Origin of the sequence: Bradyrhizobium yuanmingense (assembly GCF_025200905.1) — a bacterium.
Taxonomy (GTDB): Bacteria; Pseudomonadota; Alphaproteobacteria; order Rhizobiales; family Xanthobacteraceae; genus Bradyrhizobium; species Bradyrhizobium yuanmingense.
The window spans coordinates 5,455,030-5,473,570 of sequence record NZ_CP104173.1 but is presented as its reverse complement, the minus strand read 5'-3'; the positions used below and the strand labels follow the sequence as shown (position 1 = coordinate 5,473,570).

The following is an 18,541-nucleotide window of genomic DNA, read 5'->3' as shown; positions in this document are numbered from 1 at the left end:
CATGCCGCGGCGATTCACAGACGCGAACGAACTGCTTGGCGATCTTCTCGACCGCTTCGAAGCCGGCGCCGTGAGTCCGATCGCGCATCCGGACTATGCGGCTTTCCCATCGGTTGTCGACGCCGACGCTTTCCTGAAACAGATCAGGGAAGCCGAAGCTGTCGGCGCGGTCTCCTTGGGTTGGGGCCGCGGCGCCAAGCGGGACCAGGTCGCACACGTGCGGCTGGCCTCGGCAGAGGCCCTGTACCGATACCTCAGCCGCACCCCGGCGCCGCAGATCGCGCAAGACGCCGCCGCACGGCTTGTCGCCGGATCGGCGCTGCACGACTCGTTGAAGGCGGGCGCTTCTCAGATCGCCGAGGTGTGGGGACGGGGAAAGACGTGGCACGGGTTCGCTTCGTCCGACGTCGACACACTCCGCCACGCGTTCGATCTCGCCCAGGCGATCTTGGACAACAAGCATCTTGACGTCGACTACAAGACATTTTCGCGACGGACGGTAAAGCATAGTAAGACGTTGGAGCGCGTCGAAGGCGTTGTCGTTCGGCTCCTGAGCGGCATCATGGAGTTTCCTCCGGGCGCACGGCCCCGCGAGGCACTGCGGGCGATCGGATTGGAGCGCTTTGCCCCGCCGCTGCTGATCGCGGGCAAGATCGATCTTCTTGGGGCCGATCTCTCCGGCGCGGCTCCGCTCTATCTCGGCATTGCGCCCAAGGAGGCGGATCGTGTCCGCTTCCGTGAGCCGCCGGCCTACGTTTTGACGATCGAAAACTTCGCAAGCTTCAACAGGCATATCGCCGAGGCCGATCCCGGTCGGCTGGGAACGACGATGTATGTCGGCGGGTATCCCTCGCTCGCCACCCAACACGCCCTGCGCACGATCTCGGGAATGGTGTCCAAACAGACACCGATCTTTCATTGGTCGGACATCGATCCGGACGGCACCTGGATATTCCACACGATCGAGCGCGCCGTCGGACGAGCGATCCTTCCGCATCTCATGAGCGTCGAAATTGCCGAGCGTTCGGGGCAGGTGCCTACCAAGAAGTCCGCCGCTGCTCGTTGCCCACCTGACTCCGGTATCGCTTCACTTGCGGCATACTTGGCAGAAGACGGCGCCAAGATCCTTGAGCAGGAGGAGCTGGATCCCGTGCTGCCAGCGGTGCAACCCGTGACTGGATGACCTCACGATCCTATATGCTCTGGCGCGGAGCACCCCACACAGCCGAGCTCACCCCATCGAGGGTCTCACCGCTTAGGTGCTTACAGGTCTGTGTCTCCTTTGATTTCAATGCGTTGCGCCGTGCGACTCGATCCTATCGTCAGATACCGTCGATCGTCTCGTTCCTAAAGTCAGCAGCGCCTCGTTCATTCGTGGCCGCGTCGAGGAATTTCAATGGTCTAGGCGACTCGCTGTTAATGTGGCGGCATAATGAGGCTCTCAAACCGCCGCAGAGATATTTATCACTGCTCTGTGGCGGTACGGAAAGATCGATCGTGAAGCCGCGCCCATGGCTTCCAAGGTGCTTTTGCCCCTTGGAAAGTGCGCGCTGCCGTCGACCACGGCCTTTCGGTCTTGCCGGGCGACGAAAATTCCCGCGCGCGAGGCGAGGCGTATCTGCGTCCAGTCGAAAGCCGCTTCGGGACGAGAGCTGCGTCGGTCGAAAACTTGTTGAGGAGAGCAAGGCGAGTGAAATCATCGGTTGCGGCGCTGCCGCAGCCAAACAGCTGGTTGACGAGGCAGCTGAACTGTTCGGCAGGTCTACTTGAGTTTCGGTCCTTACTGCGAGCTCCATTTTGGCAGGTAAGTTGTGGCTTTCAAGCATGCACCGCGTTGGCAGCTTACGATGGACAAGCCGTCGTGCAGGTGAAATTGTGCGCGCGTTAGAGCGGGGCGGTCCCGAGACTGCACGAGAAGCCTTGCGTCCCTCAGTCAAAGACTGAGCCAGATTGAGGTGAGCGAATTGAAGTCTGCCGGATCTTTTGCCGACTTGGCTTGCCAGGCCCGCAAGCGAACTGCGTGCTGGTTCAACTTTGAACCTTTCCGATCCCGAGAGGCGCTCGGCGATACGTGCTGCGAGCTCAGGACAGACTCTACATCTTCTCAAAAAAAATTGGCGGTCGTTCTTGATGCTCGAACGCGCTCGTCGCCACTGGGCGAGCACCTCGTCTTCAAGGGCGGAACTTCCTTTTCGAAGGCTTGCAGCGCAGTCCCCCGTTTCCCGGACGACGTGATCTCACATACGGCATTCGAGCAATAGCTCCGGACCTGTGAAACACAAGCGAGGACAATTCGGTCCTCTGAACCGCAGTCAAACCAAAAGCGGAACTCCAAGCCACGAGAACGCCTCCCGGTCTGCGTCACGGAAAAGACGTTGTGCGTCATCAATGAGCGTCTTCAAAAAAGAACAAGCTCACTAAGTTGATGCCAAGAACGACGAGATGCTCGCCAGGTACGATCCATTCGAGACTGGTAGCCGCTATGTGAGCCCCGCGGTGATGCTTGACTTCGGCGCACGATCGACAGGCAATCCATTGTTATATCGCGAGACGTATTGTCAGCTCGAACAGCGGGCCGGCGAAGAGGTGCGGCAAAACTGGAGCGATCCCGTCCCTCGTCAGGGTGCCGATGCGAGGCCGGCCTTGTGCGCAGCGATATCCTGATCTCGTCAGCTTTTCGAAAGGTTGCGGCTACAACAATCGAGAGTCTGAGTCTTACTGAATGAACTGCTATCTGGTCGTAATCCAGCCTGTAGGGATTGCTGCAGGGTCAAATACAAACGTGAGGAGAATAGGATGGATCCGGTTGACCCATTCTTCGATTCAGGAGCCTGGATGCGGGAGTACGCCGCCCTTCAGGGACGGACTGGGCAGCGAGCGGCCAACCCAAGCGAGCACGGTGACTTTGAACGGCAGCTGAAGGAGTTGAACCTCGATCCGTCTGATGAAAGGAACTCTACCTCGCCTGATCGGCCTCCCGCAGGAGGTGGTCGAGCAGTCCGGCGAGACGATTTCGGCGGTTCGATGCGGGTGCCGCCGTACTCCGCATTTGGGGAGAGTGCGCTAGATGGCACGCGCCGGAGCGCAGACATTCCCACGTTTCACCTTCCCGCTTCGGCGCAACCGCAGTCTAGTTTGCGAGATGATCTGTTCAGCAGCGCACGTTACAGCTTTCCGGACGCAGAGCCTGCCGCGGTGGCCAAGAGCGGAAAAAGCCGCGGTTTATGGTCACGCTTCAAGTCGGGAATCGGCAAGGCTCTTGGCGCCAGCGCCAGCGAAAAGTCGCCGCGCGAGGCGGGCCAATCTGACGTGTTTTCGACGAGTTTGCGAATTGATTGCGCAAGGCAGCCGGGCCGGACGCGCGGGGTCCCTGCGGCCGATGAGGAGCTCATCGAAGATTTCAGAAAGAAAGCGACGGGTAACCTCAGCGACGGCACCATCAAGAATGCGGCAGCCGATTTGCGCCATTTGAGCGCCCTCCTGAGCGACGCCGGCAGGCCCTCGATCGCCGATCGAATTCGCCGGGAATTGGAAAACGCGCAGTTGGAAAATCCCGATGTGGAAAACCACCAGCTCGAAGCTGAGCTCGATGTGGACGTCGACGCCTACACCCACACAAAGGACCGCCGCAGGCGCATCAAGGCCGCCCTGAAGAAGCTTCGTGAAGTCGGTGCCGGAAACACACTGGCGGCGGACGTCCGCCGGCTGGCTCCTCATGCTGAGGACGCAACCCTCATCCGCATGTGGGCGGCGGCGGAAAAGGCAACAAGCAAGATCGATCCAAAGACGATCGACAGGCAGGCTCGCCGCATGTTCAGGCTGAGTGAGTGGCTGCAGACGCATGACAGACTCCCGATCGCCGGCCGACTTTCCAACCCCGCATTTCTCCAAGATGTCGAGGAGTACAGGCGCGAAACTGACGATAGCAAGATCAACCCTGATCTGGTCAAGCTTCGCCAATACGAGCAAATCCTGGAGGCGAACAGGGCGCTTGGTTTCCGGACTCCTGAGGATCCCGGCCTGCCTTCTCGGGAAGCTGCTCGACAGCCGCACACATTGCAGGAGCCTCCCGCAACGCCAGCTACCCCGAGCGCGGGAGCCTGGGATTGGCTGGGCGAGCAGATCCACGGCCCCACTACATCGATGCCAACGCCGCCCAGCGGTTGGCAGGCCGGCGCGTCCCAGCTGCTTCCCGCAACGCCGGCGACGCCGAGCACGGGAGCCTGGGATTGGCTCGGTGAGCAAATCCACGAACCTGCCTCACCAGTGCCGGCGCCGCACTGGGCCCCGCAAGCTCATCCGCCGCTCGAGCTTCCTGTCACTCCGGCCACCCCGAGCGAGGGAGCCTGGGCCTGGCTTGGCCAACAGATGCAAGAACCCGGATCGACATCGTCCGTGAGGCCTCGATCGTCAAACGTCTACGCCGGTCTCGACTCTTTCGTTGATCTGGATCCAACCACACCCCACGACTTGCGCGACGATGCGCGCTCTGCGCCGGCACCTGAATTTGCGACCGCCTCGTGGTTCGCAGGACCGCCGGGGGCGACTCCGGAGCTGCGGGACATTGGAGCGATCGTTGGCGCCAACTGGCGCCACGGCTCCCAGGCGGCTCCAGACGTGTTGATCGATGTCTTGGGCAATATCAATCTGCTGCCAAACCAGTTCGGGCCAAGTCAGTTTGCGATCAACGGCGAGCGCTATTCGGCGACTCTTGGACCGGGGGGCCGCAGGGATATTCGCCTGGTACATCATCCGCGCGCCGGTCTGATGAACGAAGCCGGGCCATCCCAGCCGCTGCATCGCCCACCGCCAATCGTAACCGCAAGACAAACCGGGGAAGGTGCAGTCGATCTTGGCTATCTTATCCGGGGCGGCTGGGAGCATAGGGAGCGGTTCCTGCCGCCTTTCCTCGTGCGCGTTTTGGAAGGCGAGCGCATGATGCCCCAGCCCGGGCGGCCGACCTATTTTGAGATCCGCGGAATGCCTTATAGGGGCGAGTTGGTGGAAAGCGAAGGACGTCAGCGCGTTCGCATCTATCCCGAACCTCGGTGAAGAAGCAAACTTGGCTGCAATTCCAAATGCTCGTCGACCAGCTCGCGCGAGGCGTCCCGACGAAGGTAAAGGCGCCGCGGCCCTGTTCGGTTGTGCGTTTTTCTGCGCCGCATGTTGAGCAATCGCGCTGTCGATAAGATCCCGGTCCTCTGTAGTAGATCGGGATGGGAGCCCCCACCGCCGACGCGAGGGGGCGCGGAGCTGAAAATGCAAGCGAGCGGACACCGCCTCAGAATAGTCAGTGACCAGATCGCCTTTCGGGGCCTCACGAAGGCCGATCCCCACTTGGGAGATGCGGCTGATGAGTTGGAGCAGCTTGGGCACAATTTCGCCTGCGAGGTCCTGCTGTAGCTCCAGAAAATTCACAGCGGAGCGGTGGGCGCCAGAGATCTGTCGCTCGTCTATACGTATAGGGGCATTGAGATGTTTCAAGCGGTCGGAGCGAACAAGTTTGCAATCTTCGCTATCCAAAATTGATGATGATGGCGACGTGGCGGTGACGCTGATGCTCGCGGCTGAGCATGGCGTGCCGATGTATGCTGGAGGGCCCTCCTGGAATGGCAACGACTATAGCGCATTGAAGACCGGAATACTGAATGCGCGAGCTTCAGTTTGGTTTGTTATGAAGAGTGGAGGCTGCAATGGTCAAACTCAAAGTCGAAAAAAAGTCACGAATGTAGACCGCAAGCCGTTGCTGAGGTCAGCAGCAATTCGCAGATCCAGGCGAAAGCTTCGCTACCTGTTTTCGGTACCCTGCAGCACTTGCCCAAGCTCACTCCTGAGAACTCTGCTCTGCGTCGAATGCGATGTGCCCTTGCACGAAAGCCGACGTGGCGGGTTGATCATCTCGCCGTTCCTAAAGCTCCTCTGCTTATTCATCATCAAGCAGTCGCCGAAGCTCCCCTGTAGGGAACTGCTCTGGGTCGAAAGTAAATTCTTCTGGATCAATGGAGACCGAAGGGGCGAAGTGATTGTCCTGTCGTCCGTGAAGCTCGTCATGCAAGTCCTTGTCCAGTTGCTGAAGTTCCTCTGGAGGGACGGAGACTGGCGAACGGCTGGATTGATCAATAAGATGATCCGGTACTCGCCGAAGATCTGCGTGAGGGAGCTGCTCCGAATCGAATGCGACTTGCTCCTGGATGAAAGCCGGCGTGGCGGGTTGATCATCTCGCCCTTCCACAAGCTCCTGTGCGTCCTCATCCTCGAGCAGTCGCCAAAGCTCCCCTGGAGAGAACTGCTCTGCTTCGATGGTAAACTCCTCTGGATCAAAGGAAAACGACGGGCCAGGGGGGGCCTCCCATTGCCTGTGGAGCTCGTCACGCAATTCCTTTTCAAGCTGCTGAAGCTCCTCTGACGGGAGGGAAACTGGCAAAGGGATGGCTTCGTCATCAAGATGATCCGTTACGCGCCGAAGCTGCTCCTGAGGAAGCTGCGATGGATCGACCGCGACCTGTCCTTCGAGGAGAGCCGACGGGACGGGTTGGTTATCCTGCCCCGCGTGATGCTCCTCTTGCCGATTAGCTTCGTGCGACGCGCGGTGCTGTGCAGCGGCGCCGCCGATGCGTATCGGTTCCGCCAGTAACGCGCTTTCGGGATTGATGGGAGGCACTTTCTGGGGGGGAGGATTTAGCTTGGCGCGAGTGCGCCCCGGACGCACGATGGGCACGACGATCCCCGTCGACCGAAAGGTCCGCAGATGCTCTAATGCTTTAAGGAGTCTGTCGCTCTTGCCGAACTCGTGCAAGTCACCGCCGTTGGTCAGCGACTGGCCGTCCACCCGAGTAACAATGCTTGGCTTGTTTTTTGCGAACAGCCAACGGCTATAGCCAAGAAGAGAACTTACATATTGCTTCGCCGGCTTGGCAGTCATCCCGCCCTTGATGAGGGCCTCCTCAAGGCTCAGGATGGCGGTAGCATCCTCGGGATAAAGAGGGCGACTGTCCCACTGACTCCGGACTATGACGCCCATTGAGGCGACCGGCATCGCTCCGCTGCTTTGTCCTGAAGCGGCGTTTGCGCTTGGCTGCCGGTATATCACGACCTCTTCCGGATCGTTCAGCGTCCTCGGTCTCTTGGCCGCTCTCGATGGACCTGTGTCATGCTCATGATTGATGAGGACCTCCTCACGTGACAGGAGATTGCTCCTGGCACGTGCATCCATCGCTTCATTTGGGGATTGCTGGCTATCGTTAGATGTGTCTTTGGCTGAGGGGAGAGCGCGCGGTCGCCCGCGAGAAACTAAATGGTCGGGTTCATGATACGCCCTAAGAACGCTTACGGCTGTCTTCATGGCCGTGTCTTTCGGGAAGTAAGTATCTGCGTGATCAAGCAGAGACTTGTGGTCCCCTAAATCAGTCGTTTGGCCACGAGCGTGCAGATCATTCGCCAGCCGACGAAGTGCCTGAGTATAGAAACTGACCGTGCTCGGTTGCAGGTTTCTCTGAGCCGCATATTGAGCAATCGCCCTGTCGATAAGGTCCCGGTCTCCTGCAGATAGATGGGGATAGGAGCCCCCATTGCTTACGGGAGCTGAATCGGCCTGCCTTGCCTCGGCCAAGTGCTGCTCAAAGCCATCTTGTGCGGCCGGGCTGATCTGCGGCGCTTCCGAGACGGCGTGCTGCACCTGCGACCAAGCTGGTACGTCAAATGGGTCAAAATCTCGCGGGTCCACGCTAACCTCACCTCAAGGATCACCTGAACAGGTCTCCGTAATCGGGCAAGCTTTCGAGAACCTGACGAGGACATGGTTCCGTACGGGGAGTTGTTCGCGCTGGCCAACTTCCGAAATGACGACGACCGGGACAGCCTCAACAACCCGCCGATCCTCCCTGGAGAACTAGCGACATCCTGCCGTAATCTCTTCCAGCTGGCGTCCCCTCACATCCGACTTAGCGGGCTCGCCTAGCGCAAATGCAGGCCGATCCCCTTTCAAGAGCTCGCAAAGCTCAGGTCCCATGCGTCACAAGAATGCAGGAGCAGAACGGCGCTTGCGGTGATCAGAAGAATATTAACGTGGATACCAATAGATTCAGCGCATGTTCCGTTCGCGGCGTGTGTGTGATGCTTGTCGGGCGATGAATGTATGACAGTCCCACGCCCGCATATACTCCCGGAGCAAGATGGGCGGTATAAGTTCCAGTGATTGCCGTGGTATCGCGATGCGCAAGCTGGCCCTTAGCCAAGGCAGCATCCACCGCAAATGTGCTCCAACTCGTCTTGCCAGCAACCAGTGCGATCAGATCACTAGGCCGACTGGCAAATGCTCCCTTCGCATAAAGACGAAGCTCGTAATACCGGCTGATCCTGTTGAGCTCAGGTGGAGCTCCCATCACTGAGAAGCCGCCGTAGATGCCGCGAGACGGCGACCCAAAGGCATCACTCTGCCAGAGCTGCATGTCCGCAGCGAGGTAGTGAAAGTTATTTCCGCTCTCCCTCTGTTGCCTGGAATGGGCCAAATTCGTGTAGCGGCTACTGTTCAAACCAATGCCCGCCCGCAGCCACGTGTCCGGCACGCCCGGAGCGGCCTTGCTCCTGTAGCCGGCTTCCTCAACGAGAAGGATGCCTGCATTGGCCGTGCTCCAGTTCAAGCCGGTGGGATTTTCGGTTATGTGAGCATATGCACCATCTGGACTGATTGAGCGCTGGACGGAGGCCTTGTTGTACAGGCGATCGTCAAAATTGTACTTCAAGTTGACCGCCGGCGTCGGCGCAGCATTGGTGCTCATCCCTGCCTGGAACAAGGCAGACATGTTCGATCCCGTAATCCCTCCGAACAACGTGCCGGTGAACTCATTTTGGTTTCTGAGGTAGCCAAGCTTGAGCTCTAGTGTCCTGTCGAATAACGTCTGGTAGTAGGCGAGCGTATTAAGCCCCACTCGATCTGGTCCCGGGCGATCCCATGTCGAGTATTGCTGCTCGGCCCCTAGGACAATTTGTCCATCGGAAATGCCAAACCGGCTGAGATCGTACGTGACGATCATGAAGTTTGCGGACGCGAAGGTCGGGTTCTGGCCCATATAGAGCTGGTTTGCGATAGTGCTTCTGTCGGCATTCGGCAGCAGGTTGTTTGCAAAGCTGTTGTGTGTCCAGCCGATGTAGCCAATGCCGACATCTGCAAGCGCCGATCTAACGCCGCCCTTGTCCTGATCGATCGTGTCTGCAGGGCCGGGTATGTTGAACCACACCCCTTTTTCGCGCAGCTTGTCGTACTTTGCGAAGGGATCGATCGTCTTTTGCGGTCTCGTCTGAGCAGCCCTGCCCACATTGCCCCGCTTCTCGAAAGGCACTCCGGGACCTGCTGCTGGCCCTGGGGCAGCAGGGCGGATTGGCTGTCGGGTCAGCTCGATCGGAAGCTTTGCGGCCCGATCGGAAGTCTTTCCTCTTTTGCTGGTCTGATCCACGGGGCGGTTACTAGGATCAAGTCGGCTCGCGGTTTGTGCCAGTACGGAATTGCCGACCGGACAAGCCGCTAGCGAAAGGGCGATGGCAAGCCCAAATTGCTTTCCCTTTGGTCTGAAATTGAAAGAAAGTGCTGCCGTAGCTGAGTATGTCCGAGGCGAGGTCGTCGCAAGAAGGCAATCACGCATGGCGTACTTCGGTCCCATGTCTGCCGGCCATGAACAGATTGAACTGCAGCCTGATTGACCCAGAGTGAGCTGCAGGCGTTTTCGCGTCCGAGGGCGAGAGGAACGAGCCAGAACTCGATCTATCGGAAGAGAACCAGTCAGCTTCCTGAACCTCTCAGCTCGCGGCGCGATGACGATCCGGTCCGAAACGTTGCTTGTGCATGACGCCGGTACCTGAGAGCCAGCGGAGAGCGCTGGCTCGCCAAATGCTCACGACCAGCGCGCGGGAATTTGCTGTCCTGGCCACCAAACATAGCGAATGTCCGCCTTGCTCACTGTGAGTCAGGCGGGTCTGTCGGTGTGGCGTATCCGCAACGAGGGCGGCTTTCTGGACGAAACGGCAGCTACCAGGGAGTAAGGCTCGCCCTGCAAGAGGCTTGGTTTCACCAACCGCTTCATTGGCATCGTTGTCACCGAAACACGAAGCAATCGCCAGGCCTGAAGGCCGAAGAGCATTTGAATTTGCGCGTGCGGCAAGCAAACCAGAACATCTAACGTGATGGCCCAGGAGGCCGGAGGAATCAGCCATCGAGCAGCTTTGGCGCGTATCAGCGAGCAGTTGCTGGCTGCCGTCAGCGCGACACGACCTGTGTTGCATCCGAATCCTTGACGTGCGCGGCGTTAGTTGGCCACGCTTGCCACGTGCCCGTCATCTCGGACAACCTGTCGGAATTGGTAGTTGATCTGGTGCAATGGTTGCCGGTCCAACGGCCATTGCGGCTCGGCCGATCAGCTGTCGCGTTTACATGGCGCTCCCAGATGAAGGTGCTGGGTCTAGGGCAAGGCGTGGGGCGGGGCTCCATCCAACACACTGCAGGAATGAGTGGGTGGTTTGCAATCCGAGGCACGGTAAGAAAGTCTGCAAGGTTCTTCTGAATGATGAGAAAATGCCTGCACCAGGGCCGCGGAAGATGAGAACCATTGCTCGCTGGTGACGCAATCATGGAGAACGCGCAAATTGTCGCGTTGCTCAAGAACTAGTTTCATAGGAGCAGGGCATCCGATCGGGAAGCTCGGCTAGAATGATTATTGTCGACGCTGGCAGCTCCTGGAGCGTGTGAGCATCGCAGCCTATCGCGTCGAAAAACAAGCCTGGAATGGGATGTTGAGCGACGGACAATGGACTTGATTGATCAAGCGGCCGCTTCAGACTTGCGGCCGCTCTTGCACGGGCCGCCAAGACGGATTCTCTCCGTTTTTTTGCTCCCCTAGGTCGTGTGGACAGTTACCTTAGCCAGAGCATAGTTGCAGCGATAGTTACGAGGGCGAAGTAATTTCAGGCCGCAACAGCTTGGCTGCTTCCCCACATCATGCGCGTTTGCTTTCGGACAGAAGCAAAGGCTGGTGCACAAGCCGATTTTTGAGTCGCGCATGTGCGGCACTGTCGGTAAGCGAGTAACATTGCAGGCGGAACATTGATCACAGTATCCCTATCGCGCTTTGAAGGTGACGCGAGCAGCAGCGGTACGAACCGGCGGCCTTACCGCCTTTCGTCGAACCATGGCTAGCTCCATTTGCTTCGCGGCGGAGCTGCCGGCGGGCGGGTCTCATCGCGATCGCTCAATCGAGCATGGCGGCGGCCGAGTGGAGGATTGACAGGCCTCGCATGAACGGCCGCTTTACAGCTCCAGGCCGTACGGTTTGAGCACCTCGCGCGTCACCGCATCCCTGATGTCGCGGGCGATGTTGCTGCGGATCTGGGCTCCGAGCTCCCGCTCGGCATCGGGATCGCCTGTCAGGCCGTACTCGGCGAGAGCCCGGTCCAGGCGAGTTTGAAACTCCTCGCCCATCGCATCGACGAGCCGCTCCTCGATTTCCGGCCTGATGCGCGCCAGCACCGTCTCCCAAGGCTGCCAGCGCGTTAGCAGATAGTTCCTGAATCCCGTCGCCTCCTGGTCCCGCACTGACATCGCAGCCCTGGCAACGTCGTCTTGCGTCACGTGAGAGATGTTCAAGAAGCGCATGTTCGGGGCGATGTGCCATAGTTCCAGCGGCTCGCGCAGCTGAGTCTGGTAGGCAAGATAGACCTCGATCTCGTCGATATCGGCGTCCGCGTCGGTGTCCACGTCGGTGTCCGCGTCGGCGTCTATATCGGCGTCCGCATCGGCGTCGCGGAGCGAGTTGACCGTCTCGCACGCGATCCTGTCCAGCGCCTCCAAGCGGAACATGACACGGCCCTGCTGGAGCAGTTCGTCAAGCCGCCCGTCATAGGCGCCGGCCTCGACATCAGCGTTCACGCGTGCGGTCTGCATGCTGTTCCAAGTCAAAGTGATGCGATCCTCGCAGCTAGCGGTCGCTTCGGAGGCGAGCGTGAAAAATTGCTCACGCAGTCGCGGCCGTGCCGCCGCCTGCCGCAGATCCTCGGCGACCGCGTGCCGGAACGCGTCATTGCCGTAGTTCACGGTGCCCCGCAGCCTTTCCAGAAAGCCTGCGTAGTCCTGGGCTCCCGGCTCTTGAGCGAAACCCCGCCAGGCAGCCACCGTCTCCGGCTCGCCCTCAACCCAGCCCGCGACAACTTCATGCAACGGCCGCGGCTCGACTTCCACCGCTCCTTCGCCCATCTCCACCACTGCTTGGGTCATAGGCAAAAATATCCGCGGGCCGGCATAGTCCCCGGCATGCATGGCTGTCAGCAGATTGGTCTGCAACCAGTCGGGCAGCGGATTATTCTCCAGATCAACGCTGGACTCGGGGCCCAGCTGAGTCAGCAGAGTCTCGGGCACGCTGGTCAGCTGATTGTTGCTGGCGCCGAGCCATAGCAGCTCGGCGGGCACTGGGTCGGGCAGGCTGGTCAGTTGGTTGTTCGTGGCGCTGAGCCATTCGAGCTCAGCCGGGAAGGGATCGGGCAGATTGGTCAGCTGATTGTGGTCGACGTTCAGGCGCCGGAGCCCAGCTGGAAGCTCAGGCAGGGTGGTTAGCTGATTGGCGCTGGCATCCAGCTCCCGGAGCGTTGCGGGAAGGTTACCGGGCAGACTGGTCAACTGGTTATTGTCGACGCTCAGGCGCTGAAGGCCAGGCGGTAGATCTGCAGGCAGACTGGTCAGCCGGTTTCTGATAGCGGAGAGCCGCCGGAGCCCGGCTGGAAGTTCGGGCAAGCTAATCAGGCGATTGTTGCTGGCGTTGAGCCGCTGCAGATCGGCTGGCAACTCAGGTAGGCTGGTGAGCTGATTTCCCTCAACGTTCAGGCGCCGCAGCTCGGGCGGGAGGGGGCCAGACAAGGCGGTCAGGGACAAGGACGACAGATTAAGCGGCTGATTGACGTTGGCCGCCTCTTGCCAAGCCCGCGCTCGGCTTACGTCCTCTTGTGGACGCTCATCTTGGGCTTGCCCCTCTTCGGCAGCCCAGGCAGCAAGGACCTGGTCCTGCGACGAGGCGTAATCAGCGGCGGATGTGTCCGCCTCGGTCAAGGCTTCGGCCCACTGAGCCGCCGCCGGGGACCCTGGTTCTGAGGTTTCGGATTCGGAAATCTCGGAAGGAGTGCCAGCCCCAAGCTGGGCCCGTTCTGCATTCATCGATGCCGTCTCTTCGGTAGCTAAACGAAAGGGAATGTGCCGGAGCGCCGCTTCCCGAAGCCGGTAGCTCTCGCCATTGATGGTGATCACCGACTGGCGAGAATGCAGGCGATCACAGAGCGCGCTTGCCAAGCGACGAATACGCTGTGCTATTCGTCCAGAAGGTAGTTGCAGCCAGACGTAGTACGTCCGGACGGAATCTCTGAAAGAGCTATTTTGTTAGAGCAATCCATCCCATTCTCGTCTGCAGCAGATCAAGCCGGACCTCTCAGTCCAGCTGGACAGTACCCCATCTTATAAGACCTAGCTGTCGATAAACTGACGAGTCTCGGAAGACTCAGATACCTTGTCCTCAGTGACCTGCTCATCGTTGAAGCGACTTCCCGGGCTTTCGGCGTCTCGACAAACTCTTCAAGTTTAGCCCAAAGTTAGGCGCCAGCAGCACACGCCGAAGAGGACTAGGGCATGAAGCGCGGCCGCTTTACGGAAGAGCAGATCATCGGGATTTTGAAGGAGCACGAGGCTGGCGTGTCGGTTGCCGATCTGTGCCGGAAGCACGGCGTCAGTGACGCCAGCATCTACAAATGGAAGGCCAAGTTTGGCGGGATGGAGGTCTCGGAGGCCAAGCGGCTGAGGACGCTGGAGGACGAGAACACGCGGCTGAAGGGGCTTTGGCCGACGCCATGCTTGACAATGCGGCATTGAAGGACCTCCTGGGAAAGAAATGGTGACGCCCGCGGGGAAGCGGAAAGCTGTCGCGCATCTCGTGGAGGCCCACGGGATGAGCGAACGGCGAGCGTGTAAGCCATCGGCTGTTGCCGCATGACGATCAGATATCTGATGACCCGGGCGCATGACGCTGCCCTACGCCAACGCATGAGAGCGATCGCTGAGGTGCGCCGTCGCTTCGGCTATCGGCGCCTGCATGTTCTGCTCTTTCCGTCGGAGGCGCGCCAGTAATCGCCGGACCGAAGACAGCCGAGCCTTGAGGTCTGAGACGCTGCAGGCGTGGTCTAGTCTCCAACTGTGCTCGAGAAGGTGGACCGCAGCTTCGCAAAGCTGCCACCAGGCGTAAAAATGCCCGAAGCTTGTGCGGGCGCCGGCGTTTCCCGCAGTATGCCGCTGATCCGTCACCATCATCGAGAGCACTCAAGGCGAGGTGGGGCAGAGCCCTTTCCGCATGATCGAGCCGTGGCCCTGAACGGCGGCAATCCGCTGCGCCTCTCCTTTAGATCAGCTCCGTTTTATCAGCCCTCGCCAGTTCTGAGACCATATCTGAATGGGGTGTCATCACACCGCCGCCGCCTCCTCGAAATCTGGCCTGTCTGCCCGAGGCGCTTCTTCGGATCGCTTCCTTGGCAAGTGCTTAGGTGTGGGATCTGCTCACACGCCCGGCTAAGTTAATAGGGGGTACGGTCGAGACAGGTGTCGAATGCGGCAGCAACAGCACGAATGACAAACCGGTGCTCCTGCTTGACCCGGATGAATCCCTCTTCAATGTCCACTATCCCGTCATCGGCAAGCATTCCCAGGCGGTCGGCCGAATCGAGAAAAGCAATCGGATCAAATCCGTGAGCCGCGCAGATCGCTGGTACGTCGGCCTGCAAATCGCACATCAAACGCTCGATGATTGAGGCACGGAGGCGATCTTCGGCGGACAGACAATAGCCTTTTGAGGTTGCCAGGCGGCCGGCCCGAATGTGTTGATGATAGGAACCGGTTGCGATCTCGTTCTGGACGTAACCCTCACGCAAACGGCCGATGGCGGACGGACCTAAGCCGAGCACGGTTTTGCAGGTATCAGCCGAATAACCCAGGGAGTTACGGCGCAGCCGACCAGCTTTCTGCGCCAGCGCGAGCTCGTCGTTGGGCAGGGCGAAATGGTCGAGCCCGATCTGGCGGTAGCCGGCTGAGACCAGCGTGTCTGCAATGGCCGCGGCTTGCTCAGCGCGGGCGACATTGTCCGGCAGCGCCGTCTCATCGATCTGGCGCTGACGTTTCATATAGGAGGGGACGTGTGCATAGCCGAAAACCGCAAGCCGGTCTGGCCGCATGGCCAGAGCGGTCCGCGCGGAGTCCACGCAGGACCGCACCGTCTGATGCGGCAGTCCGAAGAGAAGGTCGAAATTGATGCGGCGTATCCCATGCTGGCGTAGACTTTCGACGACAGAAGCCGTCAGCGCCTCGCTCTGCAAGCGGTTGACGGACCTTTGAACCAACGGATCGAAGCTTTGCACGCCGATGCTCGCGCGGCTGATCCCGGCCGCCTGTAACGTTTCGACCATCTCGGCCGTGACCCCACGCGGATCGATTTCTATGGCGATGGTAGCTGATTTGCTGAATGCAAAGCAGTAGCGCAGGAGTTCCATCAAGGCGAGAAAATCGCTCGGTGCAATGATGGTCGGCGTCCCGCCGCCGAAATGCACGTCGCTCACCGGCAGAGCGCGCGGCACTTGCTCTGCGACCAAGCCGATCTCGTCCCGCACTGCTGCCAAGTAATTGCGGACCGGTCGCTCGCTGCGAGCGAGGCTTGTAGGGAAGCCGCAATACCAACAAATAGAGTGACAGAACGGAACATGGATGTAGAGCGAGACGGGCTCGTCGGGCGGCAGCCGCCTCAGCCATGTCTCACAAGTCTTGGCACCCACCATCGCGGAGAAATCCGGTACGGTTGGATAGATGGTGTACCAAGGCAGGCGAGCATCGCAATACTTGTTTAGGAGGGGGGTCTGCAAGGCTTAACTTTCCCATGCTCAAACAGGACGAAGCTGACCGATGCCCTCTCTTATGTCTTTGCGTTATGTCAAGCCCGCCTAGTGGTTCTGAGATCTGGTCTCGTTTTTGATCTACTGGCAACGCGACTTAGGGGCATGGCAGAGGGTAAGAGCCGCTCTTCGGCGATTATCTGGACGTTTAGGATGTGAATTTCTCGTGCGAGCACGGTTGAAGCGTTAGACGTGCCCGACGAGCCGGCGCGAACGAACAATCGCTCATCCAAGGGCACATCCTTTCGCTTTCGCTGATGGCCAGTCACCTTTGCGACGAAAACAGGGGCTTGTTGGTCTCGCCAGGAGCAGCTGAGCTTGCCACCGGATGTTCAAGCCGGTTTTTCAAGCAAAAGCCGATTTGGCTGCTTACAGAGTTCAGCTGATGCCTTCCGTCCAAGTTCGGCATGCCACAGAAGATAAGTTGCTTGCTAGTTGAGAGCGCTGCGAGCGCAATAGCACAACGTGACGCGACGTGCGATTCAAGTCGTTTGAAGCAGCCAACGAAAACAAGTGTACATCGGTCGCTAGTACCGAACGCATAAGCCTCAATTCCGCCACGCTGGTTGTCTCATTGCCAACAAGCATCATCACGGATGTACTGATGATGTTGGGGCGACCCCAGCGCACTTTCAGCCCCCCGGCGAAGTGCGTCGGGGCGCCTTGGTTCAGCGGCGTCTCGTCCCTGTCTAATGCAGCTCACCAACTCACAAACGGCTTTGGACGTCTTGCTGACGGCAAACCGAATCCCAGCCAGATGCATCGACGAGACACTATCTGCAATGGTTTCTATTCTGCGTCGTCCAACTGGTTGCTTTCTTTTAACATCGCCTTTGCAGCTATCGATCCCCTGCCAGAACGGCAGATCTATTCCGTTAACCTTCATGGGCGTCGCCTCGCTCTTGGAGCTCTCAGTTTCACATAGCCCGCCTGGTCAGGCGTCGACCGTCCCGTCACTACGTTCTGGATGCTGCGAGCTGAAGTCCTCTAAGCAGGAGCCGGCTGGGATCTTGGCACTGTTCATTGCGTGAAATTGGCCTTCATCCTGGGATTCCAGTCCATTCACAATGGATCGAGGGAAGCTTGTGGTTCGGTAGGCCAATCGAACCTGGAGCTCGTCTCGCGCGAACGGGAGCTGAGCCTACCTAGGCGTCAAGGAGATTGCTTCCAAAGAGCTTGATCATCGAAAGTGGGCACCCCACCCAACCTCCGTTGCCCACGCCGACGGCATCGCACTCATCGGGCTGTAATGGCAAGGCCGCGCAATCCCGTTTCCTCGCGTGTGTCGGTTACGTTCTCAAGGAGAATGTCAGGAAAGGTCATGTTCTGAGCGCTCAGAAATTCGCATGCAATTCGGGAGGGCGTGGATGCGAAAGCCGCGGCAATGGGCCACCTTGACGACGGAGCCGTACAAATGTTGCGCGTGGTGCCTTCGAAATCAGCCGCGCCAAAATAGTCATCCTTCCAACATTGAAGTAGATCGTCCATCCCTATCGCTCTTGATGAGGTCGAATGCGCCCGCTGGCGCGATCCGCTGGGTTAGCGAGAGCTTGCCAGATCGCCTCGCATCAGGTGCTCTTCTTCGTGCAGATAGTGCGCGCTAGATCAACGGGCTGCGCAAGCGATAGACGAAATGGAGATACGCCTCATCCCGCTCGCGCGCCGCGCCAACATTGCCCCTCCTGCCAAATGGGAAGACGAACGGGACGTGACTAGGGGCGGACCGCTCGGCTCAGGACGATCAGCTGGAATGCACGAGGTGATCACCCATCATCAGCCGAAGTTGGTACTTGATTGGGATGGAATAGGGCGGCGTTTAGGCCCTGGGGGGGCGGCACTCGAGGGGGCCGCCGAGGTGAGCTGCATTACTTTTGCTTTAGCTCACCTCGTGCCGCGGCTCGCAATGGTGCTGTCACCTTTCCTCCGCATGTCATGAATGCTTCGACGCACCTACCTAGTGACCAACCGTGCGCGTTCGAAGCCATTTCTGCGACGTTTGATTTTGGTGAAATCAACGACTGGTATGACACTTGCTAGTCTGGCCCGAGTCCTATCCCTGCTGGAGAAGCGCATGCAAAGTTTCCTCCGCATAAAGCAGTTCTCGCGGCTACGAATATCTCTCGTTGCGCCTTTGAAGTGGCCCATTTCTGCGCGTTCGGTACGTTTGCGCCAAACCTGCCGCACGGCGTCGATGAGACGCCGCAAAATGATGCGAGGAGTATGGCTTCTGCCCCGGCTGGTCCGTATTGCTTATCGATCGCGTTCCCGACGCCGTCACACGGCCGAGGATCAGCGAACGGCTAGCGATGGCAATTTGCACGATTGGGAAAAGAATGACTCTTCTGTATCTTTGTCTTTGGGCAGAGAGCGGATGCTGACATGAGCCCCGCATCGCCAAGCGCGTGCTCAAACTTGGGCTGATCACTTCCGCTCAGGCTCGGAGCAGGGATGCGGCGCTATCTCCGGTTGTTCAATGCGATCATGCAGGCGCATTCGGCGGCAGGGCAACGAATTCGGCGAATGGCCCCCGGCACAGCGCGAGCGCTCAGACTTCACGAAGAACAACCCGCGAGTTCAGCTCATGGAC

6 protein-coding genes and 1 pseudogene are annotated in these 18,541 nt (G+C 59.2%); 3 read left to right on the top strand and 4 right to left on the bottom strand.

Annotated features, from left to right (window positions below; genetic code table 11):
* Position 1 precedes the first annotated feature (1 nt).
* The gene (locus N2605_RS25630; RefSeq protein ID WP_260343534.1) at positions 2-1,183 is read left to right on the top strand and encodes a Wadjet anti-phage system protein JetD domain-containing protein; all 1,182 of its coding nucleotides are present in this window, start codon (positions 2-4) and stop codon (positions 1,181-1,183) included.
* A 1,613-nt stretch (positions 1,184-2,796) separates the two neighbouring features.
* The gene (locus N2605_RS25625; RefSeq protein ID WP_260343533.1) at positions 2,797-5,052 is read left to right on the top strand and encodes a hypothetical protein; all 2,256 of its coding nucleotides are present in this window, start codon (positions 2,797-2,799) and stop codon (positions 5,050-5,052) included.
* Positions 5,053-5,923: 871 nt separating this feature from the next.
* Here N2605_RS25625 and N2605_RS25620 read toward each other — a convergent pair.
* The 3 genes from N2605_RS25620 to N2605_RS25610 form a co-directional block, all read right to left on the bottom strand.
* Complete coding sequence (locus N2605_RS25620; RefSeq protein WP_260343531.1) at positions 5,924-7,723, bottom strand: hypothetical protein; 1,800 nt, start codon at positions 7,721-7,723, stop codon at positions 5,924-5,926.
* A 325-nt stretch (positions 7,724-8,048) separates the two neighbouring features.
* Positions 8,049-9,338, bottom strand: coding sequence for a carbohydrate porin (locus N2605_RS25615; protein WP_260343530.1), 1,290 nt, complete (start codon positions 9,336-9,338; stop codon positions 8,049-8,051).
* A 1,958-nt stretch (positions 9,339-11,296) separates the two neighbouring features.
* The gene (locus tag N2605_RS25610) at positions 11,297-13,189 is read right to left on the bottom strand and encodes an NEL-type E3 ubiquitin ligase domain-containing protein (protein WP_260347487.1); all 1,893 of its coding nucleotides are present in this window, start codon (positions 13,187-13,189) and stop codon (positions 11,297-11,299) included.
* A 465-nt stretch (positions 13,190-13,654) separates the two neighbouring features.
* Between N2605_RS25610 and N2605_RS25605 the strand changes: the two are divergent.
* Positions 13,655-14,125: pseudogene (locus N2605_RS25605) on the top strand (transposase); the annotation flags it as partial.
* A gap of 464 nt (positions 14,126-14,589) precedes the next feature.
* Here the strand turns inward: N2605_RS25605 and hemN are convergent.
* On the bottom strand, positions 14,590-15,924 hold the full coding sequence (hemN, locus tag N2605_RS25600) for an oxygen-independent coproporphyrinogen III oxidase (protein ID WP_260343528.1): 1,335 nt from the start codon (positions 15,922-15,924) through the stop codon (positions 14,590-14,592).
* Positions 15,925-18,541 lie beyond the last annotated feature (2,617 nt).